Source organism: Acinetobacter sp. UC24323, assembly GCF_024151445.1.
Lineage (GTDB): Bacteria > Pseudomonadota > Gammaproteobacteria > Pseudomonadales > Moraxellaceae > Acinetobacter > Acinetobacter baumannii.
In genome coordinates this window covers 140,802-162,332 of the sequence record NZ_JAHIBY010000002.1, presented here as the reverse complement: position 1 = coordinate 162,332, position 21,531 = coordinate 140,802, and the positions used below count along the sequence as shown (strand labels likewise).

General features: G+C 40.4%; 28 protein-coding genes. 26 read left to right on the top strand and 2 right to left on the bottom strand.

The annotated features are described in order from the left end of the window. Positions 1–5 precede the first annotated feature (5 nt). The 16 genes from KNQ97_RS03420 to KNQ97_RS19250 all read left to right on the top strand — a co-directional run bounded on the left by KNQ97_RS03420 (position 6) and on the right by KNQ97_RS19250 (position 12,626). Positions 6–1,418 (top strand): DUF1073 domain-containing protein, encoded by a 1,413-nt coding sequence (locus KNQ97_RS03420; RefSeq protein WP_000522916.1) that lies wholly within the window; start codon positions 6–8, stop codon positions 1,416–1,418. 70 nt (positions 1,419–1,488) lie between these two features. Next, the gene (locus tag KNQ97_RS03415) at positions 1,489–2,076 is read left to right on the top strand and encodes a phage minor head protein (RefSeq protein ID WP_253611951.1); all 588 of its coding nucleotides are present in this window, start codon (positions 1,489–1,491) and stop codon (positions 2,074–2,076) included. 39 nt (positions 2,077–2,115) lie between these two features. After that, positions 2,116–2,490, top strand: coding sequence for a hypothetical protein (locus KNQ97_RS03410; protein ID WP_253611823.1), 375 nt, complete (start codon positions 2,116–2,118; stop codon positions 2,488–2,490). 7 nt (positions 2,491–2,497) lie between these two features. Further along, positions 2,498–3,811, top strand: coding sequence for a DUF2213 domain-containing protein (locus KNQ97_RS03405; RefSeq protein ID WP_253611822.1), 1,314 nt, complete (start codon positions 2,498–2,500; stop codon positions 3,809–3,811). Positions 3,812–3,814: 3 nt separating this feature from the next. Next, a complete protein-coding gene (locus tag KNQ97_RS03400; RefSeq protein ID WP_253611821.1) occupies positions 3,815–4,291 on the top strand; it encodes a hypothetical protein in 477 nt (158 codons plus the stop codon). Between the two features lie 63 nt (positions 4,292–4,354). After that, positions 4,355–5,380, top strand: coding sequence for a DUF2184 domain-containing protein (locus KNQ97_RS03395; RefSeq protein WP_019767502.1), 1,026 nt, complete (start codon positions 4,355–4,357; stop codon positions 5,378–5,380). 9 nt (positions 5,381–5,389) lie between these two features. After that, on the top strand, positions 5,390–5,821 hold the full coding sequence (locus KNQ97_RS03390) for a hypothetical protein (RefSeq protein ID WP_253611820.1): 432 nt from the start codon (positions 5,390–5,392) through the stop codon (positions 5,819–5,821). Between the two features lie 3 nt (positions 5,822–5,824). Then, positions 5,825–6,211: a DUF4054 domain-containing protein gene (locus tag KNQ97_RS03385; RefSeq protein ID WP_019767504.1), complete on the top strand. Its 387-nt coding sequence runs from the start codon at positions 5,825–5,827 to the stop codon at positions 6,209–6,211. Further along, positions 6,208–6,768 (top strand): hypothetical protein, encoded by a 561-nt coding sequence (locus tag KNQ97_RS03380; RefSeq protein ID WP_253611819.1) that lies wholly within the window; start codon positions 6,208–6,210, stop codon positions 6,766–6,768. Before KNQ97_RS03385 ends, KNQ97_RS03380 begins: the two co-directional genes overlap by 4 nt. Further along, positions 6,755–7,123, top strand: a complete 369-nt coding sequence (locus tag KNQ97_RS03375) for a hypothetical protein (RefSeq protein ID WP_000057777.1) — start codon at positions 6,755–6,757, stop codon at positions 7,121–7,123. Before KNQ97_RS03380 ends, KNQ97_RS03375 begins: the two co-directional genes overlap by 14 nt. 3 nt (positions 7,124–7,126) lie before the next feature. Beyond that, a complete protein-coding gene (locus KNQ97_RS03370) occupies positions 7,127–7,663 on the top strand; it encodes a hypothetical protein (RefSeq protein ID WP_000502799.1) in 537 nt (178 codons plus the stop codon). Between the two features lie 8 nt (positions 7,664–7,671). Next, positions 7,672–8,793 carry a DUF3383 family protein gene (locus tag KNQ97_RS03365; RefSeq protein WP_000174800.1) on the top strand — a complete coding sequence of 374 codons (1,122 nt, stop codon included), beginning with the start codon at positions 7,672–7,674 and terminating at the stop codon, positions 8,791–8,793. A 10-nt stretch (positions 8,794–8,803) separates the two neighbouring features. Beyond that, a complete protein-coding gene (locus KNQ97_RS03360; protein ID WP_000109245.1) occupies positions 8,804–9,247 on the top strand; it encodes a phage protein in 444 nt (147 codons plus the stop codon). A gap of 21 nt (positions 9,248–9,268) precedes the next feature. Beyond that, complete coding sequence (locus tag KNQ97_RS03355) at positions 9,269–9,754, top strand: phage tail assembly chaperone (RefSeq protein WP_001002533.1); 486 nt, start codon at positions 9,269–9,271, stop codon at positions 9,752–9,754. A gap of 35 nt (positions 9,755–9,789) precedes the next feature. Further along, on the top strand, positions 9,790–9,942 hold the full coding sequence (locus KNQ97_RS03350; RefSeq protein ID WP_001247957.1) for a hypothetical protein: 153 nt from the start codon (positions 9,790–9,792) through the stop codon (positions 9,940–9,942). Positions 9,943–10,034: 92 nt separating this feature from the next. Further along, positions 10,035–12,626 (top strand): hypothetical protein, encoded by a 2,592-nt coding sequence (locus KNQ97_RS19250; RefSeq protein ID WP_367398832.1) that lies wholly within the window; start codon positions 10,035–10,037, stop codon positions 12,624–12,626. Between the two features lie 9 nt (positions 12,627–12,635). Here the strand turns inward: KNQ97_RS19250 and KNQ97_RS03340 are convergent, their stop codons facing one another. Both KNQ97_RS03340 and KNQ97_RS03335 read right to left on the bottom strand, forming a co-directional pair. Next, positions 12,636–13,001 (bottom strand): hypothetical protein, encoded by a 366-nt coding sequence (locus KNQ97_RS03340; protein WP_253611818.1) that lies wholly within the window; start codon positions 12,999–13,001, stop codon positions 12,636–12,638. Next, positions 13,001–13,486, bottom strand: a complete 486-nt coding sequence (locus KNQ97_RS03335; RefSeq protein WP_253611817.1) for a hypothetical protein — start codon at positions 13,484–13,486, stop codon at positions 13,001–13,003. Before KNQ97_RS03335 ends, KNQ97_RS03340 begins: the two co-directional genes overlap by 1 nt. Before the next feature lie 159 nt (positions 13,487–13,645). Between KNQ97_RS03335 and KNQ97_RS03330 the strand changes: the two genes are divergently transcribed. The 10 genes from KNQ97_RS03330 to KNQ97_RS03285 all read left to right on the top strand — a co-directional run bounded on the left by KNQ97_RS03330 (position 13,646) and on the right by KNQ97_RS03285 (position 21,527). After that, positions 13,646–14,275 carry a phage baseplate protein gene (locus KNQ97_RS03330; RefSeq protein WP_098714967.1) on the top strand — a complete coding sequence of 210 codons (630 nt, stop codon included), beginning with the start codon at positions 13,646–13,648 and terminating at the stop codon, positions 14,273–14,275. A gap of 1 nt (position 14,276) precedes the next feature. Beyond that, positions 14,277–14,576 (top strand): hypothetical protein, encoded by a 300-nt coding sequence (locus KNQ97_RS03325; protein ID WP_001240307.1) that lies wholly within the window; start codon positions 14,277–14,279, stop codon positions 14,574–14,576. After that, complete coding sequence (locus KNQ97_RS03320) at positions 14,573–15,577, top strand: hypothetical protein (protein ID WP_253611816.1); 1,005 nt, start codon at positions 14,573–14,575, stop codon at positions 15,575–15,577. The genes KNQ97_RS03325 and KNQ97_RS03320 overlap by 4 nt, the downstream gene beginning before the upstream one ends. Then, the gene (locus KNQ97_RS03315; RefSeq protein ID WP_253611815.1) at positions 15,561–16,271 is read left to right on the top strand and encodes a Gp138 family membrane-puncturing spike protein; all 711 of its coding nucleotides are present in this window, start codon (positions 15,561–15,563) and stop codon (positions 16,269–16,271) included. The genes KNQ97_RS03320 and KNQ97_RS03315 overlap by 17 nt, the downstream gene beginning before the upstream one ends. 42 nt (positions 16,272–16,313) lie before the next feature. Then, entirely contained in the window at positions 16,314–16,670 is a 357-nt protein-coding gene (locus KNQ97_RS03310) for a hypothetical protein (protein WP_253611814.1), read from the top strand. Then, a complete protein-coding gene (locus KNQ97_RS03305; protein ID WP_253611813.1) occupies positions 16,670–17,851 on the top strand; it encodes a baseplate J/gp47 family protein in 1,182 nt (393 codons plus the stop codon). The genes KNQ97_RS03310 and KNQ97_RS03305 overlap by 1 nt, the downstream gene beginning before the upstream one ends. Then, a complete protein-coding gene (locus KNQ97_RS03300) occupies positions 17,844–18,437 on the top strand; it encodes a DUF2612 domain-containing protein (protein WP_253611812.1) in 594 nt (197 codons plus the stop codon). The genes KNQ97_RS03305 and KNQ97_RS03300 overlap by 8 nt, the downstream gene beginning before the upstream one ends. A 2-nt stretch (positions 18,438–18,439) precedes the next feature. Further along, a complete protein-coding gene (locus tag KNQ97_RS03295; protein ID WP_253611811.1) occupies positions 18,440–20,689 on the top strand; it encodes a pyocin knob domain-containing protein in 2,250 nt (749 codons plus the stop codon). Continuing rightward, on the top strand, positions 20,686–21,072 hold the full coding sequence (locus tag KNQ97_RS03290) for a hypothetical protein (RefSeq protein WP_253611810.1): 387 nt from the start codon (positions 20,686–20,688) through the stop codon (positions 21,070–21,072). Before KNQ97_RS03295 ends, KNQ97_RS03290 begins: the two co-directional genes overlap by 4 nt. A 65-nt stretch (positions 21,073–21,137) precedes the next feature. Then, a complete protein-coding gene (locus tag KNQ97_RS03285) occupies positions 21,138–21,527 on the top strand; it encodes a hypothetical protein (protein ID WP_253611809.1) in 390 nt (129 codons plus the stop codon). The last annotated feature ends 4 nt before the right edge of the window (positions 21,528–21,531 follow it).

The following is a 21,531-nucleotide window of genomic DNA, read 5'->3' as shown; positions in this document are numbered from 1 at the left end:
AAGTTATGGGCTTAATTAAATTTACAAGAGACTCGTTCCAGAACTTTGCAGCTCGAGTTGGGTTGGGTTCTGGAAATCAACACGATCAATCGACTTATGGCTTTAACTTCACAAGCCGAAATCGGTTGAAGCTTGAAGCGATGTATCGATCAAGCTGGGTAGTTGGGCAAGCAGTCGATGTTGTAGCGGATGACATGACGCGTGAAGGAATTAACATCCGTGGCATGGATGATCCAGAAGATGTGGAGGCAATTAACCAGGAACTAGATAGCCTGCAAGTGTGGGATAAGATCAATGAGACAATCCGCTGGTCCCGACTTTACGGCGGAGCTATCGCTGTAATGTTAATTGACGGTCAAAATGTATCTACCCCACTTAATGTAAATACTATTGGTAAAGATCAGTTCAAAGGGTTGCTAGTTTTAGACCGCTGGATGGTTTTACCTGACTTGCAAGATCTAGTCACCGAGTATGGTCCAGATTATGGAATGCCTAAATACTATGATGTCATTACTGACTCAGTAGGCTTATGTAATCAGCGTGTTCATTATTCACGTGTCTTCAGAATGGATGGAATTAAACTACCTTACTGGCAGGCTATAGCGGAAAATCTGTGGGGCCAATCAGTTATTGAGCGCTTAGAGGATCGTTTAACTATTTTTGATAGTGCCACGTTAGGTGCTGGTCAGCTTATCTATAAAGCTCATTTACGCACATACAAGGTAAAAGGCTTACGTAGTCTTATTGCTGCTGGTGGGCGAATGTATGACGCTTTGGTTGAGCAGATCAATCAAATCCGTCTATGGCAATCTAACGAAGGCCTAACGCTGATGGATGCTGAAGATACTTATGAAGCCCATCAATATAGCTTTGCCGGGCTTGATAATATTCTGATGCAGTTTGGCCAGCAAATTGCTGGTGCTTTGGGAATTCCTCTTGTTCGCTTATTTGGTCAGTCGCCAGCCGGTTTTAATGCTACAGGTGAATCTGACTTATCGAACTATTACGACAATATTAACCAGCAACAAGAAGGTCGTATGCGTACGCCGTTGCATAAACTGCTTGAAATTGTTTCTCGGTCAAAGCTGGGTAAACCTTTACCTAGTTCTTTTAAATTTGATTTTGCTTCATTGTGGCAGATCGATGATGAGAAAAAGGCAGAGATTGCGGCCAAAGTTGCCGAGGCAGTTACTAAGGTTGAAGATGCTGGAATCATCTCACGTCAGACGGCGTTAAAAGAATTGCGTCAATCTAGCGAATCTACCGGTATCTTCTCTCACATTTCTGATGAGGAAATTAACCAGGCTGAAGATGATCCACCGCCGCCAAATGAAGGTTATGACGATGAAGAGTCAAATAAGTCGGATATCACCGCAGCTGGCGAGGAAGACCGAGATACGGTACAGCCAGCAGCTTAGAAAAATTGCGGGTTACATTGATACGATCGTTAAAGGCTTTGATGTAAATGATCCAAAGTCATACCCACTAATGATTGCGTCATTAAACGAATATGCCAACACGCTTCAATTTTGGGCGCAAAATGCAGCTGGTCGAATCATTACTGATGTCGCTTTAAGGGATGAGAAAACTTGGCTCATTTATGCAAAGGATCTATCTCGAGGTGTACGTGAACAAATCCGTAATACTGATATGGGAGCTGTATATCAGCAGCTTTTAAATGATCAAGTAAGGCTTATAAAGTCATTGCCGTTAGATGCTGCCCAGCGCATTCATGACCTATCTACTCGATCGCTAATTGAAGGTAACCGTTCAAGTGAGATTGCTGGCTTGATTATGGCCACTGGCCGTGTGACAAGATCCAGAGCAAATACAATTGCCCGGACTGAGGTTAGCCGAGCATCATGCGTATTTACTCAAGCGAGAGCCGAAAATCTTGGATCCGAGGGTTATATCTGGCGAACTAGTGAAGATGGTGATGTAAGGCCAAGCCATAAGGCAATGAATGGAAAATTTGTTGCTTGGGATAGTCCGCCAACTTTGGATAATTTAAAAGGTCATGCCGGATGTTTGCCTAATTGCCGTTGTTATGCGGAACCGGTTATACCAGAAATTTAACAGCCACCTTCGGGTGGTTTTTTATTGCCGAGAAAAACTATGAACATTCAAGACATTCGACTAGAGCTGGTTAAGCAAGCAATGGATATAGGTGTTCACCCTGGAGCAATTCCAGGATTGGTGGATCCATTAGCTGATTTTGTGGTGAGTGGCTTGAAAAGCCAGGAAACGCATGATCTTGAAGATTTTGAGCAGAAATATATGAATGAATTGCTAAAAAAACTTCAGCAAGTGTTCGGAGAGCAAAAGATAAGTGCGGTAGAAATTGGGCGGAATGGAGCTTTAAGGATTTGGGTTTCATGCCAACAAATCACTATAGGTATTAAAGAGTTTTTTGCAGACTCAAAAAATTACCCAGATTTCTTTCGAGGTCGTGAGTTAGTTTTCTTTCTTGTTCCACCAAAAAAACCATAGGTGATCCATGTTTAAAAAGAAATCTAAATCAAAGGCCACAGTAGATAGAGCTAATTTCTACACTACTGGCCAACTTGGTAGAACACGGGAGACAACGCCTGAAGGTTATTTACTTTGCCGAGATGTTCCATTAGCCCGGATTGGTAAATTGCTTTATGCCGATGGTGAAGTGCCAGTTACTGCTGATAATTCCGGTTTAATCATCATTGAACGTGGTGAAGATGTTTTATTCGATCCACGTACGATCGCCAGTTTTGAAGGTAAGCCTGTCACCAATGATCATCCAAAGGGTTGGGTAACCCCGGAGAATTGGAAGAAACTTTCAAACGGAACTGCACATGATGTACGCCGTGGAGAGGATGAAGATTCTGATTGTTTAGTAGCGGATCTACTCATTACAGACAAAGACATGATTGATGCTGTGATGAAAGGAAAGGTTGAAATCTCTCTAGGGTATGACGCTGATTACACGGAAATTAGCGTAGGAAAAGGGATTCAAACAAATATTTTTGGAAATCACATTGCTCTGGTTAAAAAGGGGCGTTGTGGGTCGCGTTGTAAAATCGGAGATAGTTTTATGCCTAAACAGAGTAAAGGCTGGCTGGAAAGCTTGCGCAAAGCTAAACGTACAATTGATGAGGCTTTGGAAAAAGCCAAGAGCACTGATGAGGAGGATGTCGAAACCGAAGATGACGAAGAAGACGATGACGGCAAAACAACTGATGCTGCAATCAATCGTGAACTTTTAAAAGCCCTCAAAACAGTTCAAACAACAGTCCAAACATTTGATGAGCGACTCTCAAATCTGGAAAAGAAAAAAACCAAAGATTCTGAATCGGAAACTGAAGATGATGAAGAAGAAGATGGTAAGGGTAAAGAAACCGAAGACGATATTTTGGAAGCTGAACAAGCTCAAAAACTATCTGAACAAGGTATTCAAAATCACACCGGTGATTCGCTTCAAGAAGTTTTATCACGCGCAGAAGTTTTAGTGCCTGGCTTTAAAATGCCAACTTTCGATAGTGCCAATAATGGCCCAGCTGTCTTAAATACTAAACGCAATGTATTAAAGCAGGCTTATGCTACGGAAGATGGCCAAAAAGCCTTGAAGCCGTTTGTAGGTGCTACTCCGAACTTTGACACTATGCCAGCCTATACAGTCGATGCTGCATTTATTGGGGCATCGGAACTCATCAAACAACAAAATAACGCTGCTGGGGTGCGTTCAGGCATTTCTACCCGTGATTTTGGTCGTGCGCCACTTACACCTGCAGAAATTAACAAACGTAACCGCGAACACTGGGCAAACAAAGGAAATTAATAAATGGGTAATGCATATCTATATCGTATGCCTTCAGGCATTCCAGGTGATATTTCACGAAAAGCACATTCCACAGTTGAAGCACACATTCTCAAAGGTAGTTTTGGTGTCTTCGGTATTTTCGGAAAGCTAACAGCAGATGGAATTGTACCGCTTGAAGCGGCTGATACCGATGTATATGGCTTAATTGTTCGTTCTTACCCTACTCAATCAGCTTTAAATGGAATCGGTGCAGCTGTACCTCAATCGGGAATTGTGCATGACATTATGCGCCGTGGTTACATGACAGTTAAATGTAACGCCGGTACAGCGAAAAAAGCCGGGAAAGTTTATGTGCGTGTAGCTACAGGAACAGAACTAAAACCGATCGGCGGGATTGAAGCGGTTGCAGATGGTGTGAATACCATTGAACTAAAAAATGCAATGTTTATGCATGATGCAGATGCTCAAGGCAACGTAGAAATCTCTTACAACATTTAAAATATTTTTGACGTAAATCACGGCGCTATATGCGTCTTTTTTACGCCTGGAGAAAATGAAAACATGAGTAAATTACTCTTAGCTTCGACCATGACTCAAGCAGTAGCAATGGGTCGACCAATTCGAGCACGTACACGTGATTCTGGCACTATGCATACCTTTGATGCACGTACAATTGATAGTACTGGTGCATTTCTTTTAGGTGAATTGGAGCGCCTTGACCAAACTCTACATGAGCCATTAGCAAATATTACATGGGGCCGTGATATTGACTTGCGCTCTGATGTATCTATTGCAGATGAAGTATCTTCATTCACAAACTCTACTTTTGCTGCAGCTGGTGGTCCATCACCAACCGGTAAATCTTGGATTGGTAAAAATACCGATGCTATTGCCGGCATTGCATTGGATATTGGTAAGACTGCCCAGCCTCTTAGCTTATGGGGTATGGAAATTGGCTATACCATTCCAGAATTGGAGTCTGCACGAGCTGTAGGCCGTCCAGTGGATGACCAGAAATTCAAAGGTATGAATCTGAAATATCAAATGGATATTGACGAGCAGGTATATATCGGCGATGACACGCTTGGTGTAGAAGGCCTTTTAAACTCTTCTAAAGTAGGTGCAACCAACGTTAATAAAAACTGGAAACTAGCAACCCCACAAGAAATTTTAGACGATGTAAACCTTGTCTTAAATAACGCTTGGGTGGCTTCTGGTTTTGCGGTTTGCCCGGACAAGCTTTTATTGCCACCAGTGCAATTTAGTCTCTTAACTTCGCGTATTGTCAGCGAAGCAGGGAATATCTCTATCCTTGAGTTCTTAAAGCTCAATAGCTTAAGTAATTCAGTGAATGGCCGACCTCTAAATATTCAGCCTTCTAAGTGGTGTGTAAGCCGTGGTGCAGGTGGTACGGATCGTATGTTGACGTATACACAGTCTGAAGATCGTGTGCGTTTCCCACTTGTACCGTTGCAACGTACACCGATCGAATATCGTGGTATTCGACAAATTACTACCTATTTCGGCCGTTTAGGTGTTGTTGAATGGGTATATCCAGAAACAGCTTATTACGCTGATGGCCTATAAGGGGTGAGCATGTCTAAGTTAGTACAAATTCTTTTAAGTAAGCCGCTAACCGTTAACCTTGGTCGAGATGAGCAAGGGGAAGCGAAAACAATCGTTTTGCAAGCTGGAATTCAAGAAGTTGAAGAATACGTGGCCAATCATTGGTTCGTGAAAGCTCATTCACAGGAAATTCCAGCACATTCAGCATATACCAATGAGCTTGAACAAGTCCTTGAGAAAAAGGATCAAGATATTGCAGCAATGCAAATCCAGCTTGATGAAGCAGCAAAACAAATTCTTAAGCATGACGAAGAAATGAAAGCTAAGGATAAAGAACTTAGTGATCTTAAAATCCAGTCAGCAAAAGAACTCCAAGACCGTGATGCCGAAATTGCAAAGTTGAAAGCTGAGTTAGCTAAAGCTACACCAGCCAAAGAAAAGGCCACACAAAAGGAAACCTAACCCATGATCAGTGAATCCTCTTTTCGTGAAGAAATGCCGGCATTTGCTGATACAACGCAATATCCGTCATTTCAGTTTAATTTCTATTTAAACCTCGGGAAAAAGTTACTTCGCGAGGAACGTTGGGAGGATATGCTTGATTACGGTTTAACGCTGTTCATAGCTCATTATCTTACGCTTTATCGGCGTACGATGACTGCAGCAAGTATTGGTGCGGATGCCGGAAAAATCGTAGGTAATGAGACCTCTAAATCAGTTGATGGCGTTTCAAAATCTATGGATGTTTCCGGTGTTCTTATTACTGATGCTGGTCATTGGAACCAAACTACCTGGGGCGTCCAATTTTATCAGTTGTTGCGGATGGCTGGTACTGGAGGCATCCAATTATGAGCAGTGGTGTTAAATCTTCAGGTAATGGTTTAGCTGACATTTTCCAAGCTGTAGCTGAACTCTCTCAAATGGATGTTTTAGTAGGTATTCCGCATGGGGAAGCTCGAACCGAGGGTGACGGCCTTACCAATGCACAAATTGGTTACCTTCAGGAAACCGGCTCACCTTCTCAAAACATTCCTGAGCGACCTTTCCTGGTGCCGGGTGTTGAAGAAGTTCAAGAACCGGTAGGCGATAAGCTAGTTAAAGCGGTTGATGCTGCTTTAAATGGTAATAGCCAAAGAATGATGAAATTGCTTGAGTCCGCTGGAATGATTGCAATGAATTCAGTTCGTGCTTATTTCGTGAATGGTGAATTTGCCCCCTTATCTTTGGCCACAATCCGTGCTCGTGCACGGCGTGGCCGTAAAGGTGCTAAACAGTATCTTAAACAGCTTGAAACTGGTCCAGCTGAAGCAGGCCTGGTTCGGCCGTTGATTGATACTGGAGAGCTTAGAAAGTCGGTTACTTACGTGATCATGAAAAAGGAAAAGGAGGTAAAGCGTGGCTCAACTTGATGTTTCAGACGTGCTTTTAGATCCAGACTTTATGGACACAGGCATTATCTGTAAGCGTACAGAAGTCATCGTAGGAAATAATGGGCGATCTCAAGAAACAACTACCTCAACATCCTTTAATGGTGTGGTTACTACAAATAATGGCCTTAACATGGACCGCCGACCGGATGGCACATTGATTAAAGGCGCTATCAACATTCACACACAGTTCGCTTTAACTTCGGGCGATGCAAAAACCAAAGCTGATGAGATTACTTGGAAGGGTAAAACTTACATCGTAGCTCAGGTTTTGAATAACTTGCATTATGGCCAAGGTTTTATAAAAGCAATTTGTGAGCTTAAACCACTGGGGTAAATCATGGGTGATTCTGCTTCAGGGGGATATATCCCCCCTAGTGGCGGATCTGCTTATGACCAAGACCTAGAGGACATCTTTCAAGCCTTCATTGTCGGTATTACTTCTTTACCAGGTGCAATGGTTCGGCCACGTTTTCAGCGTGTTCCACCACCATTCCCCGAAATTGGTGAGGATTGGTGCGCCTTCGCCGTACAGTCAATAATTTCTGATGATGGGCCTTATTTCGACCAAAAAGACGAAACAATGGATTCAATTCGACATGAAGAATTGACGCTGTTTTTATCGTTTTATGGCGACCACGGGCAATCGATTGCAAACGTCCTTAAGGATGGTCTAGGCATTCCGCAAAACATCGAGCAACTTAAAGCGCAAAAAATCAAATTCGTTGGATGTAGTGAGATCATCACTGCCCCTGATTTTCTAAACAAACAATATGTGCATCGTTATGACTTGGTTGCGTCATTTAGACGTAAAACCAAACGGACGTATGCAGTAAAAACTTTCAAAAGTTACCAAATCGATATTCATAATAAATAGGAGTCATCATGACCTTACCTGTTTCTAATGTCGTAAATGTCAGCATTAGTCTTGCTGCATTAGCGGCAGGGCCACGTTCGTTTGGCTCTCTACTGATTTTAGGCTCAACTAGTGGTGTCATTGATACCATTGAACGTATGCGAGAGTTCTCTAGCATTGAAGAGGTTGGTAAAAATTATGGTGTTGATGATCCAGAATATAAAGCAGCATTGGCATATTTTGGACAATCGCCAAAGCCACGCACTTTATATATTGGTTATTGGCACAAAGATGGTCAAACACCAGAAACAATTCAAGAAGCAGTTACAGCGTGTTTGGATTCGCTCAAATGGTATGGATTGGTGATCGCATCAGATTTAACCGATGAACAAGTTTTATCAGTTGCAGCATTAATCGAAGCCTCTGATCCAGTTCGCCTTTTTGGTCATACAACTCAGATTGAAGATGCAACTAAATCAACCAGTGCAACTGATATTGCTTATAAGCTCTCAAATGCAAAATACCGCCGTACATTATGCATATTCTCAAGCCATAACGCTTATGCAGCCGCATCAGTATTTGGTCGTGCATTTAGCGTGAATTTCAACGGTACAAACACCACGATCACGTTGAAGTTTAAACAATTACCCGGCATTACACCTGAAGATTTAAAAATTTCAGAAGCTAATGCGCTCACTGCAAAGCACTGTAATGTTTTTGCTTCATATGATAATGACACCGCTATTTTACAAGAAGGTGTGATGTGTGATGGCACATTCATTGATGAAATCCACGGATTGGATTGGTTTCAAAATCATTTAGAAAATTCACTTTGGAATCTTTATTACACCAGTACCACCAAAATTCCCCAGACTCCAGCGGGTGTAAATCGCCAGTGTGGAGTGCTTGAGCGTGCATGTGAACAAGGTATGAACAATGGCTTGCTCGGGGAGGGTCAATGGAATGGTGACAGCTTTGGAGCTTTGAGCACTGGCGACTATCTACCAAAAGGCTTTTATGTCTATGCCAATAGTTTAGATGATCAAGCTCAATCAGAGCGTGAAGCACGTAAAGCGCCAGTTTTTCAAATTGCAGCTAAATTAGCAGGTGCGGTGCACTTTGCTGATGTTGTTGTCTCAGTAAATCGCTAAGGAGCAATTTATGTCTACTTATAGCTTTATGGACACCCAATGTTCCTTTACTAGTGATGATGGTGTCATTGATCTTGGTTATGGTGCAGGTGTCGCTGACGAAGGTATTACTTTCGCTATGGCAGGCGATAAAAACACAATGACAATTGGCGCTGATGGTGAGGGGATGCATTCATTGCATGCTGACAACTCAGGTCAAGTCACTATTCGTTTGCTAAAGACATCACCATCAAATGCCAAACTCATGAACATTTACAATGCCCAAAAAGGTAATACACGTAAATGGGGCAAAAATACCATCACTCTAAACCACACTGGATCTGGTGATAACCACACAGCATCCAAATGTGCATTTAAAAAAGTTCCTGACTATACCAATGCCAAAGATGGTTCGCTAGTTGAGTGGGTATTTGATTCAATCAAACTCGATATGAAGCTTGGCACATACGAATAAACGAAAAAGGATTAATTTTTAATGAATGAGATCATCAATATTGGTGAGCATGCATACACGATCGGACGCTTAAATGCGCTCGATCAGTTTCATGTATCACGAAAAATCGCCCCAATTATCCCAACCCTGATGCCAATCATAACCGAAGTTGCTAAAGGTGATTTTGCAAAGGTAATTGAATCTATCGAAGCTGTTGACGGTAAAGATGATGAAGCTGTTGACGGTAAAGATTTGACCGGGCTGCAACCCCTTGCTGAAGCATTAGAACCATTCATGGAAGCATTTGCAAAGATGCCTGAGGATGATGTGAATTACATTATTCACAAGTGCCTATCGGTTGTTAAGCGTGGATCTGCAATTGTATGCCGTGGGCAATCAATCATGTTTGATGATTTGGACATGGCGCAAATCTTACCGCTTGTCATCGCTGTGATTCGAGTCAGTATGGCAAATTTTATTCAAGGACTGCTTACGAAGGCATCGAGCATTCAGACACAGTCCACATAAATTATAAGTGTTTACCGGGACAAGAAGACTGGCTTATGCGGCCAGTCATTAAAGGCATGTGTAAGTTTGAATCTTTGAAAAATGGAAAGATCGATCTTGCTGATATTGCATTGATGAATGATGCTTTAGATGTCGTTGCTGATAATGAGTATCTGATCAATGAAGATCGAGAACGCAAATCAAAGTAGTTGTTAATTTTACTTTAACAACTCGTACAAATTTCATTGTGATGTGAAGAACTGAATAATGAAAATTAATAGTAAAAATAACAGGTGATTTCATGGCACAAGAAGGTGTGATTCGCAACTTCATGGTTGCATTGGGTTTTAAGACTGACAATACAGGTCTGGGACAAATGCAAGATGCCATGAAAGGCATTGAATTAAAAGCTGTGGCATTAAAAGGTGCATTACTTGCCTTGGCTACTGGTGCGGTTATTGCAGTACGTCAAACTGCAAGTGAGCTGGATAAACTTTACTTCTCATCTCAGCGTATTGGTGCTAGTGCGACCAATATTACTGCTTTTGGAAATGCCATATCTCAAATGGGTGGTAATGCTGAAAGTGCAATTGGTACGCTTGAATCCTTAGCTGAGAAGGTGCGTAATTCTCCAGGTTATGAGGGAATGCTCAATAGCTTAGGTGTGGATACCAAACAGGCTAATGGTGACATGCGTGACCGCGTAGAAGTCATGAAGGACTTAAGCGTTGTGCTTGCACAAATGCCAGCATATCAAGCGAATGCTTACGCTCAATCATTGGGTATAGATCAAAATACATTGCTTGCAATGCGTGATGGTAAATTTCTCTCAAATATGGAGAAATACCAGAAGATTCAAGAGCAACTCGGCATGAATGACGACTTGACTAAATCAGGTAATGAATTCATGACTGAATATCGTGATCTGACAATGATGACCAAAACAGGTTTTCAAGTGGTAGTGATGCAGGCTGGTAAAGCTCTTATTCCAATACTACGGTTACTCAATCAGTTGCTCCAATCAGGAATTCAAGCATTTAGCCAACTGAATCCTGAAATAAAAAACATGTTGGGAATCGGTCTAAGATTCACCTTGGTTGCTTTAGCCTTTAGCGGAATGATCAGGGTCTTTGGCTTGTTGGGGAAATTTCTTCCTACTATTAAGAATCTGATCTGGCTGCTAAAAGCTCTACGTTTAGCATTTCTTTCATCACCGTTAGGCATGATCCTGGCTTTAGGAACAGCATTAGCACTTCTCTATGATGACTACAAGACGTGGAGAGAAGGCGGTAAGTCTTTAATTGATTGGTCTAAGTGGTCTGAAGATATAGATAAAGGGTTGGCAATTCTTGGTTCTATATACGATTGGGTGTCATCACTTGTCAGCAAGGTGATTAATGAATTTGGGCGGCTAGACCCTGCAATACAAGCAATCATTGGTTCAATCAGTGGATTGGCTATCATTGGTGTTTTAATTGCCAAGCATGGTTTTGGTATTAAATATTTCACCATGGCCAGAAAATCAGCTTTGGGTTTGGCAAAGGTATTACGCGCTTTATTTAAAGTATTTGCACTCACCCCTATTGGCCGGGCCATTGCTTTAATTGGTCTACTAACTTCTGCTATCGGATGGTTGATCAAAGACTTTAATAAGTGGAAAAGCGGAGCTGATTCATTTTTACCATGGGCTAAGTGGTCGAAAAGTATTGATCGCATTATGGATAAAATTCGCAGTTTCCTTGACTTACTAGGTGGTGTTAAAGACAAGGTGGTCAACTTTGTTCAAAAAATCATTTCAGATCCAGTTGAGGCCGTAAATGAAGTTGTAGATACGGCAAAAGATACTTTAAAAACAAAAGATAGTGGGGAGCCAAGTCAGCCAGTTAAAACGATAAATGAAGTCAGTAAAAACATTGTTGATGGTGCTAATAATATTGTTGGTAAGGTTCTTGATGTTGGCACAACCACTGTTACCGCACTGGCTGACAGTGTTAGAGCTATTACCCAAAAAGGTGTTGAGGCTGTGATGGGTGTTGGTAAGTCGGTTGATGGGGCGGTGAAAACTACCATTCAGGAATCAAATAAGTTATCAAATACAATTGTAAAAGTTTTAAGTGTTGATGGTAAAAAACGAGTCTATCAAATGGCTGATGGTGCAACCGAAACCAGAGATAATGGCACAGTTGCTTGGAGAAATAACAATCCTGGTAATCTTAAATTTGAGTTCAAAGGTAGTGCTGATAAAACGGTAAAATCCAAGCGAAGTCGAGAGAAAGCACTATCAGACGCTCAAAAAAGATACCAAGGAGTAGTTGATCTAGATCAATGGGGGAATGCCATATTTGCCACACCTGAACTAGGTGCTTCTGCAAAAGCCCAATTACTTAAGCGCAATTTTGGAAACTTAACTATTCCGCAAATGTTGAAAAAATATGCTAAAAGTGATTATTCTGGCAAAGCAAACTATAAGAGTTATGAAAATATTATTAACTCTGAGGCTGGTAGGCGCGGTGTTAGCTTAACCAATAAAATTATTAGTGGTCTAACGAAGGAAGAGTTTGAGGCACTAGCAATGGGTATGGTTATTGCTGAGGGATTGAAAAAAGGTTCGGTACAGAGGACTGGTGGCAGTAATATATTGCCAGTTTCAAATAATACCAATGAATCAAATATCCAAACATTTGCACCACCAACGAGCAACCCAAACAAGGAGCAGGTAAACCAAACCAACTCAAGCACTAAATCATCTCAGGTTACGATTCATCAAGAATACAAAACTGAGATGACTATCAATGGTGCAAGAGACCCACAAGCATCTGCTCAAGCAGTAAAAAGAAGCCATGAAAATGCAAACATTATCATGGCAAGGAATGCTGTTGGGCCTGTTGCTTAGTTGGTGATTTTAACCATCTAGGGCTGTGGTTTTAATAAAAGTTAGATCTGTTTTTTTAACCCAGCCCACAGTTTTTTTATTGTTCTTTCCAGTATAGACAACATAAAGCCACTCTTGACCCTCGTTTTCAAATGAATAGTAAGCTATTACTTGATCATTTGAAATCACAAACTTTTGCTTAATTTTGCATGACTGGGATGGTGCTGAATGGAAGTAAACACGAGCTCCTTTATCTGATGAAACCTTCATTATTTCAAGAGCATCCAGTTCTAAATAATTGTTATCAGCTATGTCACTTAGTTTTGAGCAATTTGTGTTTGCAGACAAGCTAAAATTTACACCCAAAAGTAAAGACAAAAGGATTAGTTTTTTCATTAATTAGACCCCCGAATAGTGGTTTTAATACTCAATGTATCATTTTGATCTTGGCTATCAGAAATACTTTTGTGTGGTTTTTCTTCAACTGGTGGAATATAGGCATGGGCTGCTTCCTCAGCTTCTTTTGAGAATTCCTGTTTTAATGGGTCTTCCTGCTGTGCTGAGGGAGCATGATCAATGATTTGGGTTTCTTCTGGTTTATCTTCTTTGATCTTGGTTGAGTTTTTATTATCATCTCTAGTAAAGGCGCTATAAACTATGAATACAATTATTGCTAGTAAAATATAGCCACAAATCTTGGTAAATAATCCAAGGGGTTTAGGTGGGGTGACAATAAAATCATTACCACATTTTTTACAATCATAACCGCGCTGCCAACGCTGTAAATCCTCAAGGTCGGATGGCCTAGGATATTTTTTTGGCTGGTTGGACATGGCTTTAACTTGAATGCTGCCACAATATGGGCATTTAACTTGACTCATTATTTCCCCTATATTAATTAAGAGTTAACTAACTATTTCATAATAAACCAGAATCCCTTTGTTTTCTGGCACATATTTATTCATCTTACTGAAGCATGTAAGTATCTAAGTGATAGTGAATTTCAGACCTCCTTTGGGAGGTTTTTTAATGGGTGAAAAATGGCAATCTCAACAATTTTAAATACTGCGCTTGGAACATTGGCATCATCACCGCTAACTGAAAAGGTCGGATCATTATTGCTTGCTGGCCGTGGTCGCACAATTATGGGGTTGTTTGCCGATGTAACAATTGAGGAAAAGCATAAAGATGAATTGGTAATTACAGACCATCCAACTGAAGTGGGTTCCCCTATGTCTGATCATGCATATAAAGAGCCCCCAGAGGTAACTATAAAAGTGGGTTGGTCTGAAAGTGCAGGAAAACTCAATGGAATGGTTGGTGATTCGATCTTGTCTGAAACTACTGGTCTTGTCACAATTTATGAAACATTGCAGCAACTGCAAGATTCAAAAGTCTTATTGGTCATTTCGACTGGTAAACGACTTTATACAAATATGCTGATCAAGTCACTGGGTTGCACGACAGATCTACAAACTGAAAATGTTTTAATGATTGAAATGACGCTAAAAAAAGTCTTTATGGTCCAGTCTTCTGAAACCATTGTGCTTTTAGATAATCAGGCAAACCCAGCAGTAACCGCAGGTGTCTCGAATGGCGGAACGGTTCAACCAAAACAAGTGAATGAATCTGTTTTAAGCAAATTAGCGACAGGGATATTTGGTGGATGAAATGGCTTTATATGAAATACCACTAAGTACTGGTAATCAGAAGTTTAGCGTTCAGCTCAATAAGATCAGTTACAAGCTACAACTTATTTATCGTATTGATACTTGGTTTTTGGACATTATGGATAGTTCTGAAAATGAAATTATTTCGGGGCTAGCAATGAATTCTGGTATTGATTTACTTGAACAACATCAATACTTAATCAAAGGTTCAATGTTTGTGATCAATAACAATAAAGATGAGTTGCAAGGATTTTATGATTTGGGTTCAAAAATCCAATTGTATTGGAGGGATCCTGAATGACATTACAATGGGAACGCAAATGCAAATTGACAGTTCAAATTAACAATGGTCAGCCTGATGCTTTGGATTTATCTGACTTTAGGATTGTATTTCATGTTGGTCAGGCAACAACATCAACCCCTAAAGCCGCTGAGTTCTATATTTATAATATGAGCGAATCAACAATGAATCGCTTGGCTGGTGTGAATAACGAGCGTATCGACACCACTGTAATCTTAGAGTGTGGATATTTACTTGGGCCAATGGAGGTAGTATTTAAAGGTCGAGTATTTCAGTTTCGCCGCGGACGTGATAACCCTACTGATACATGGTTATGCATTCTTGCCCAATCGGGCGACAAGCTAAAAAGCACAGCTTTGGTGAATCAATGTATACCAGCAGGTACTACAATTAATGATTCTGGGAAAATATTGATTGCGGAAGCTAATAAACAGGGTGTGGAAAGTGGTGATCTTGTTGAATTGAGGCAACAACAATACCCGCGTGGCCGTGTGTTTTTTGGATCGCTTGAGCAGAATCTCAGACAATTTTATGAAGAAAATAACATGCTGATAGACTTCTCAGATGACACATTAAGCATGGTACCAGTAGCAAGTTACATTCCCGTACCAGTTCAAATACTGACTGCTAAAACAGGTATGGTTGGTATGCCGCAACTCACTAGTGAGGGTTTAAAAGTTACATGCTTACTTAATCCTAAAATGAAATGGGGTGGGCGAGTTCAGGTTGATATGACTAATCTTCAAACAGAGAGTTTTGATATTTCCTATGGAGGGCAAAAAGTTGACCAAGCTCAAAAAGATCCAAGAATGGCCACCAATGCAGGTGGCCTTTTTCTTATACGCTCTGTTGAACATTACGGAGATACAAGAGGAAATGACTGGTACACCTACCTAGTATGCATTGGCATAGATACTATGGTACCTAAATCTGGAATCACGATTGAATCGGTCGATGAAAATTGGCGACCATCAGGGGGTATCAATGGCACTCAGTCTTAATGAACTTTCACCTGATCAGCTCTCTATTATTCAAGATGCTATTCGCTCTGAATTGGCAAACCTATGGACAGCTTTACCCTGTGAAGTAGATAGCTATAATCCTGAAGAAGTAACCGTCAATGTCCAGCCGCTCATTAAAATTCCAATTCGCACAGAATCTGGTGATATTGAAACTGTGGAACTTCCAGTCATTCAAGATGTGCCGGTAATGTTTCCATGCGCTGGTGGTTTTACTATTACTCATCCAATCAATAAAGGTGATGAATGTCTGGTGTCATTTGCAGACCGTAATATTGATTTGTGGTGGCAATCGGGTGGTATTCAAAACCCTTTTGACATGCGTAAACACGATTTGTCTGATGGTTTTGCATTTTTCAAGCCTCAATCTCAAGCCAAAAAGATCAGCGATATCTCTTCGGAAAATCTTGAAATCCGCAATGATGCTAATACATGTAAGATTCAAATCACGCCAGATGGAGAAATACATTTTATTGGCACAAAGTCGGTGTTTCACCATCCTGTCGAGATGCAACAGACTTTGCAAGTTACTGGTGAATCAACTATGCAAAGTGGTATGACGGTTTCGGGCAAATCTGAATTATCAGGCGGGGCAAAAATTGACGGTATTGAGTTTAAAACTCATAAACATGGCAATGTTCAAAGTGGTGAATCTGATACTGGAACTCCAAAATAATCTAATCATATTGTGAGGGGTAGCCGAAAGGCTACTTTTTTTATGCGTTATAGAAAACAAGATGATATGGGTGATTACAGCTTTGGTTCTGGACTAAATGACTTTCATATTGATAGTGCTGAAGCTATTGCTCAAGCAATTGACACACGTTTAAAGCTATGGATTGGCGAGTGGTTTGCCGATACATCCGATGGAACGGGATGGTCACAAGCAATACTAGGCAAACAATCCAAGAGTTTATATGAGCTAACTTTGCGCCAACGTGTTTTAGAAACTTATGGTGTTGTAAGTATTGAATCATTTCAAAGTTTACTAGACCCAGATGTGCGCCGTTTAACAGTATCAATGACTGTGAATACAATTTTTGGAAAAACAACATTAACAGGGGCGTATGATTAATGGCACTTACTACAGTAGCACCCGTTATTGATGAAAGCGGAATTACAGCACCAACTTTTGACCAAGTTCTTTCATATCTAAAAGATAAATACAGAAGTATTTATGGTAATGATGTTTACCTTGAAAATGATAGTTTAGATGGACAATTTTTAGGCATCTTATCGCTTGCGATTTCTGATGTGAATGCGGTGTGCGTAAAGACTTATAACTCATTTAATCCTAAAACTGCGAATACCGATGCATTAACTCGCAATGTTAAAATCAACGGTATTGCACGTTCCTTGGCGACCTATTCTACAGTTGATGTAACTATTACAGGATTGTCTGGCACACTGATCCGTGCGGGCATTGTTGCCGATAAAAACAATAATAAATGGATATTACCACTCAATATCACCATACCACCTTCGGGATTCATTACAGTTTCTGCAACTGCTGAAAAAGCTGGCGCAATATTGGCATCAGCAAATACCATTAAGACTATTTTAACGCCAACTCGTGGCTGGCAAGGTGTGAATAATCAAAATTCATCATCTATTGGCCAAGATGCTGAAACCAATGCGAAGCTTAGACAGCGACAGGCACTATCAGTGGCGATACCTTCTCAGTCGATGCCAGAGGGATTAAGGGGGGCTATTCTTGACCTGCCAAACGTTACTCGTTGCAAGTATTTCGAGAACAAAGAAACAGTCTCCGATGGAAACGGACTGCCGCCTAAATCGTTATGTGTGATTGTTTATGGTGGCGATTCTCAAGCTATTGGAAACTTAATCCAAAAATACAAATCAATGGGTTGTGCGCTTTATGGCAATACAAACGTGACTGTTGTTAATGTTTATGGTGACGCTGAGACAATTTCATTTTATCGACCAGATGTTGTCAATATTACTTTTAAACTGCAAATCACAACATATGAATCATACAGTGCTGATACAGCGGACTCAATTTGTAAACTGCTTGCTGAATATGTCAATGCTTTGGATATTGGCGACAAGATTACTCAAAACAAGTTGTATGGTGCTGCTAACTTATATGGCGCAGAGCAGAGCCAAACTTATGAAGTGTCTTCCATTAAAATTGTGGCCAACGGTGCTGAGCATCTGGGTGACTATATTTTGCCTTTCGGCTGTGTTGCTTTTTGTGATCCTGCGTTGATAGAAATTGAGGTGACTAGTGGATGATAAAACGATTGGTGATTATAAGAAATTAATCACCAGTCAACATCGTTCTAAAACAAAGTTTGTTGCAATGGTTGAAGCAGTCAATTCCCCGTTAGTTGACTGCTTCAATTTTTTGAATAACTTGCACAAACATTACGATGTTGACTCTGCAGACGATCCTTATCTGGAAACTTTAGCACGTTGGACGGGTACCCCGTTAATTATCCCGGGTGCAGCGCAGCTTGAATACTTTGGTTTTATTGACCAAGAGAATGCTCTGACATTTGGTGAAACGGATGATTCAGATGTTGGTGGTTATTTCCGTGAGTCAGGCCAATCTGGCACAGGTGGGTTAATTCCTAAAGGGCAATTTTTGCGAAGTCTGATAAAGGCAAAAATTCTTAAGAACACCAGCACCGGGAACATTGATCAAACCAAAGAAATCTTCAAGCTTGTTCTCAATCATGACAAATTCAAAGTTATTGATAACAAAGATATGTCGGTAACTTTTAAATTTCTGACAAGAGAGTCTTATTCAGACCGGATTCTTGTTCAACTCTTTTTTCCATTGCCTGCGGGTGTTTCACTTATTATTGAGAGCGTGTAAAAATGGCAGTAGATAAACTTCCAGAATTTGCCCGAAACGGGCAAAAAAATACAGATGGTTTAGATCAAGAAGATGGCTTTCCAGTTAATTTAAAACCAGCACGTCAATGGTTTAATTTTCTTTTTAACAAACTTAGTTTAGCTATTAACCAAATTATTGATGAAGATTACATTCGTCATGATGAGCTCATCGACAATTTGACCAGCAGTGATGCTAAAAAACCATTAACTGCAAAACAGGGGAAAGCTTTACAAGACAATAAACTAGATAAAACTGCTACGGCAGTAGCTGCCAAGAAATTAGAAATTGAAACAACGTCATTTGAGAATGATACTGACTTTATTAAGTACTTCGCAGATAAACCAAAAAGTTTTTTTGACAATCAAACCGGCAAGTTCTTTGCTCAATATTCTGTTGGGTTAGTCTCATCGTTAAAGGGAGGTGGAACTTTAATAATTGGTAATGACGTTGTTACCGGTAAAACTAAAATTATTAGTTGCGTTTTACGAGATGACGGGGTCATCGATTTTTTAAATAAAAAAGAGCTTGCATATACAGATTCTAGTATTACTGGTAATGCAGCTACTGCGACAAAGCTCCAAACAGCTAGAAAGATTAACAGTATTAATTTTGATGGTACTCAGGATATTAATATTGAAGCTCCTTTGCGACTAAACGGAAGTATCTCTAATGGATCACAGCTAGATGCAGCCATAAATGATGGCAAATATACTGTAGCTGAAGTTGCAATAGCAGGTTTATATGGTTACGGAGTTCTTGTTGTTTTAAGAAGTGGAGGCACATGTCATCAAATATATTATCCTCATCAAGCTAGTGGGGTTAATAACGGCACAATGGCAATGCGCCAGACATGGAATATGAATGGTACAACGGCATCATGGACAGAGTGGCGTGTAGTTGGAACTCGGGACGATTCAAAGTTGCCACTTTCGGGTGGAACTGTCACAGGGGATTTACGGGTTAATGGGATTACATATATCAGTAAAATCCGTAGTAATAGTGATATTTGGTTTACGGATGAAGCTGAACAATATGGCCAACGGGTATTAACTGGTGGATTGTTAGTATCAAGTACCTTTAGTCTAAGTAATTTAGTTCCAGTGAATGGGATTTATTCGCAAGGGGATATTAGAACTGCCGGAAAGCTTGTTGCAGCCCAGTTAGAAGGCAATGCAGCTACAGCATCCAAACTTGCAACGGCACGAACCGTGAGCTTTTCAGGCGCAGCAACAGGCGCGTTTAATTATGATGGTTCTAGCAATTCAACATGTATTTTGACACTTGCGAATAGTGGGGTAGTTGCTGGAACGTATGCATCAACGATTCAGATCCCATCAATAACAGTTAATGACAAAGGCCAAATCACAGGCATATCTCAGCAAAATATTCGAGCAGCATCAACAAATCAAAGTGGTGTTGTACAACTTGCTGATGATTTACAAACTGATGATGCAAATAAGGCTTTAACTGCAAAACAGGGGAAAGCTTTACAAGATAATAAACTTGATAAAAATGCTACGGCAGTAGCTGCTGATAAACTTGAAATAGAATGGACAGGTTTTACATCAGATCAAGAGTTTATTCATCACTATAGCAATAAATCTACGGCATTTTTTGACGATGGTCAGGGTAAATTTTTCCCTCAATATTCTGTTGGGTTAGTCTCATCTCTATCTACTGGTGGGACTTTTATTATTGCAAGTGATCCCGTGTCGGGTAAAACAAGGGTAATGACTTGTGTTGAACGCAGTGATGGAACAATCGAATTATTGATCAAAAAAGAGCTTGCATATACAGATTCTAATATTACTGGTAATGCGGCTACTGCGACAAAGCTTCAGATTGCTAGAAATATTGCATTAACTGGTGCAATTTCCGGCTCAGCTAACTTTGACGGTTCTGGAAATATTTCGATTAATACGACTTCAAATAATGCGATAGGTATTGGTCAGACTTGGCAAGATGTAAAAGCTAATCGATCGTTAGAAACAACTTATTTAAATTCGACGGGTCGGCCCATCCAGTTATGTCTCACTTTTCCAGACACTAATAGTGCAACAATGGTTATTGAAGCAATTGTAGATGGAGTTAGCATTTTTAAACACACGTATGATGCGGCAGGGCCTAACTATGGCTCCGGCTTCTATTCTTTTATTGTCCCTGCGGGTAGCACATACAAAATTAGTGCAAGTAGTGCAATACAGCCGTTATATTGGAGTGAATTACGATGAAATATTTTAGAAACACAAAAACGAGTGAAGTCTTTGCTTTAGAAGACGATTTAATTGAAATGACAGCTGAAGAAGTTGATCGTCATTTAAATCCGCAAAATTATCTTTCTGATGAAGAAAAAGAGCAGCTACATCTTGCTGAGTTTAAACCACTTACAAGGCGCCAATTTAAGCTTGCTCTTCTTCAGTACCAGCTTTTAGAAAAAGTTGAACAGGCTATAGCTGACATTGAAGATCCTGCGCTAAAAACACGAGTCCAGATCGAATATAACGAATCTGAAAAGTTTGAACGCACAAATGATTCAGTCAAATATATGCTTCCACTTTTGAACATTTCTAATGATGAAATTGATGAAATGTGGCGTTATGCACAAGCGTTATAAATTTAAAAAAGAATTATGGCCGCAGTTAGCGGTTTTTTTATTGCCAAAAATCTGGAGTAAAAGGCATGGAACCAGTTTCAACAAGCGGTTTTACAGCACTATTAAAATTCTATGGGGCTGCAATTATGGTGACTTTAGCGGTCGGCTTGGTTGCAGCAGTTGTATTAATGACACGTATGCCTCGCTCACCACAAGAATGGGCAGTTGGTCTGATTTGTACGGTTGTATCAAGTTTGGCTGGTGGCTCATTCATTATTGTGAAGTGGGGGCTTCATGAATGGGTTACTGATGTATGGGGGATGATTGCACTTGGTGGTTTCTTCTTTGTGTGTGGATTACCCGGTTGGGCTTTGGTCCGTTGGATTTTTAACTTTATTGATAAACAGGAAGGTAAAACGATCGTTGAAGTGATCAAAGAGTTTAAGAAAGCCAAAAACGATATTACGAACAGTTAATACC

Bases quoted from the DNA above. Each gene is read 5' to 3' on its own strand.
- KNQ97_RS03420 (WP_000522916.1), top strand. From the start codon at position 6: ATGGGCTTAATTAAATTTACAAGAGACTCGTTCCAGAACTTTGCAGCT.
- KNQ97_RS03415 (WP_253611951.1), top strand. From the start codon at position 1,489: ATGATTGCGTCATTAAACGAATATGCCAACACGCTTCAATTTTGGGCG.
- KNQ97_RS03410 (WP_253611823.1), top strand. From the start codon at position 2,116: ATGAACATTCAAGACATTCGACTAGAGCTGGTTAAGCAAGCAATGGAT.
- KNQ97_RS03405 (WP_253611822.1), top strand. From the start codon at position 2,498: ATGTTTAAAAAGAAATCTAAATCAAAGGCCACAGTAGATAGAGCTAAT.
- KNQ97_RS03400 (WP_253611821.1), top strand. From the start codon at position 3,815: ATGGGTAATGCATATCTATATCGTATGCCTTCAGGCATTCCAGGTGAT.
- KNQ97_RS03395 (WP_019767502.1), top strand. From the start codon at position 4,355: ATGAGTAAATTACTCTTAGCTTCGACCATGACTCAAGCAGTAGCAATG.
- KNQ97_RS03390 (WP_253611820.1), top strand. From the start codon at position 5,390: ATGTCTAAGTTAGTACAAATTCTTTTAAGTAAGCCGCTAACCGTTAAC.
- KNQ97_RS03385 (WP_019767504.1), top strand. From the start codon at position 5,825: ATGATCAGTGAATCCTCTTTTCGTGAAGAAATGCCGGCATTTGCTGAT.
- KNQ97_RS03380 (WP_253611819.1), top strand. From the start codon at position 6,208: ATGAGCAGTGGTGTTAAATCTTCAGGTAATGGTTTAGCTGACATTTTC.
- KNQ97_RS03370 (WP_000502799.1), top strand. From the start codon at position 7,127: ATGGGTGATTCTGCTTCAGGGGGATATATCCCCCCTAGTGGCGGATCT.
- KNQ97_RS03365 (WP_000174800.1), top strand. From the start codon at position 7,672: ATGACCTTACCTGTTTCTAATGTCGTAAATGTCAGCATTAGTCTTGCT.
- KNQ97_RS03360 (WP_000109245.1), top strand. From the start codon at position 8,804: ATGTCTACTTATAGCTTTATGGACACCCAATGTTCCTTTACTAGTGAT.
- KNQ97_RS03355 (WP_001002533.1), top strand. From the start codon at position 9,269: ATGAATGAGATCATCAATATTGGTGAGCATGCATACACGATCGGACGC.
- KNQ97_RS03350 (WP_001247957.1), top strand. From the start codon at position 9,790: ATGCGGCCAGTCATTAAAGGCATGTGTAAGTTTGAATCTTTGAAAAAT.
- KNQ97_RS19250 (WP_367398832.1), top strand. From the start codon at position 10,035: ATGGCACAAGAAGGTGTGATTCGCAACTTCATGGTTGCATTGGGTTTT.
- KNQ97_RS03340 (WP_253611818.1), bottom strand. From the start codon at position 13,001: ATGAAAAAACTAATCCTTTTGTCTTTACTTTTGGGTGTAAATTTTAGC.
- KNQ97_RS03335 (WP_253611817.1), bottom strand. From the start codon at position 13,486: ATGAGTCAAGTTAAATGCCCATATTGTGGCAGCATTCAAGTTAAAGCC.
- KNQ97_RS03330 (WP_098714967.1), top strand. From the start codon at position 13,646: ATGGCAATCTCAACAATTTTAAATACTGCGCTTGGAACATTGGCATCA.
- KNQ97_RS03325 (WP_001240307.1), top strand. From the start codon at position 14,277: ATGGCTTTATATGAAATACCACTAAGTACTGGTAATCAGAAGTTTAGC.
- KNQ97_RS03320 (WP_253611816.1), top strand. From the start codon at position 14,573: ATGACATTACAATGGGAACGCAAATGCAAATTGACAGTTCAAATTAAC.
- KNQ97_RS03315 (WP_253611815.1), top strand. From the start codon at position 15,561: ATGGCACTCAGTCTTAATGAACTTTCACCTGATCAGCTCTCTATTATT.
- KNQ97_RS03310 (WP_253611814.1), top strand. From the start codon at position 16,314: ATGCGTTATAGAAAACAAGATGATATGGGTGATTACAGCTTTGGTTCT.
- KNQ97_RS03305 (WP_253611813.1), top strand. From the start codon at position 16,670: ATGGCACTTACTACAGTAGCACCCGTTATTGATGAAAGCGGAATTACA.
- KNQ97_RS03295 (WP_253611811.1), top strand. From the start codon at position 18,440: ATGGCAGTAGATAAACTTCCAGAATTTGCCCGAAACGGGCAAAAAAAT.
- KNQ97_RS03290 (WP_253611810.1), top strand. From the start codon at position 20,686: ATGAAATATTTTAGAAACACAAAAACGAGTGAAGTCTTTGCTTTAGAA.
- KNQ97_RS03285 (WP_253611809.1), top strand. From the start codon at position 21,138: ATGGAACCAGTTTCAACAAGCGGTTTTACAGCACTATTAAAATTCTAT.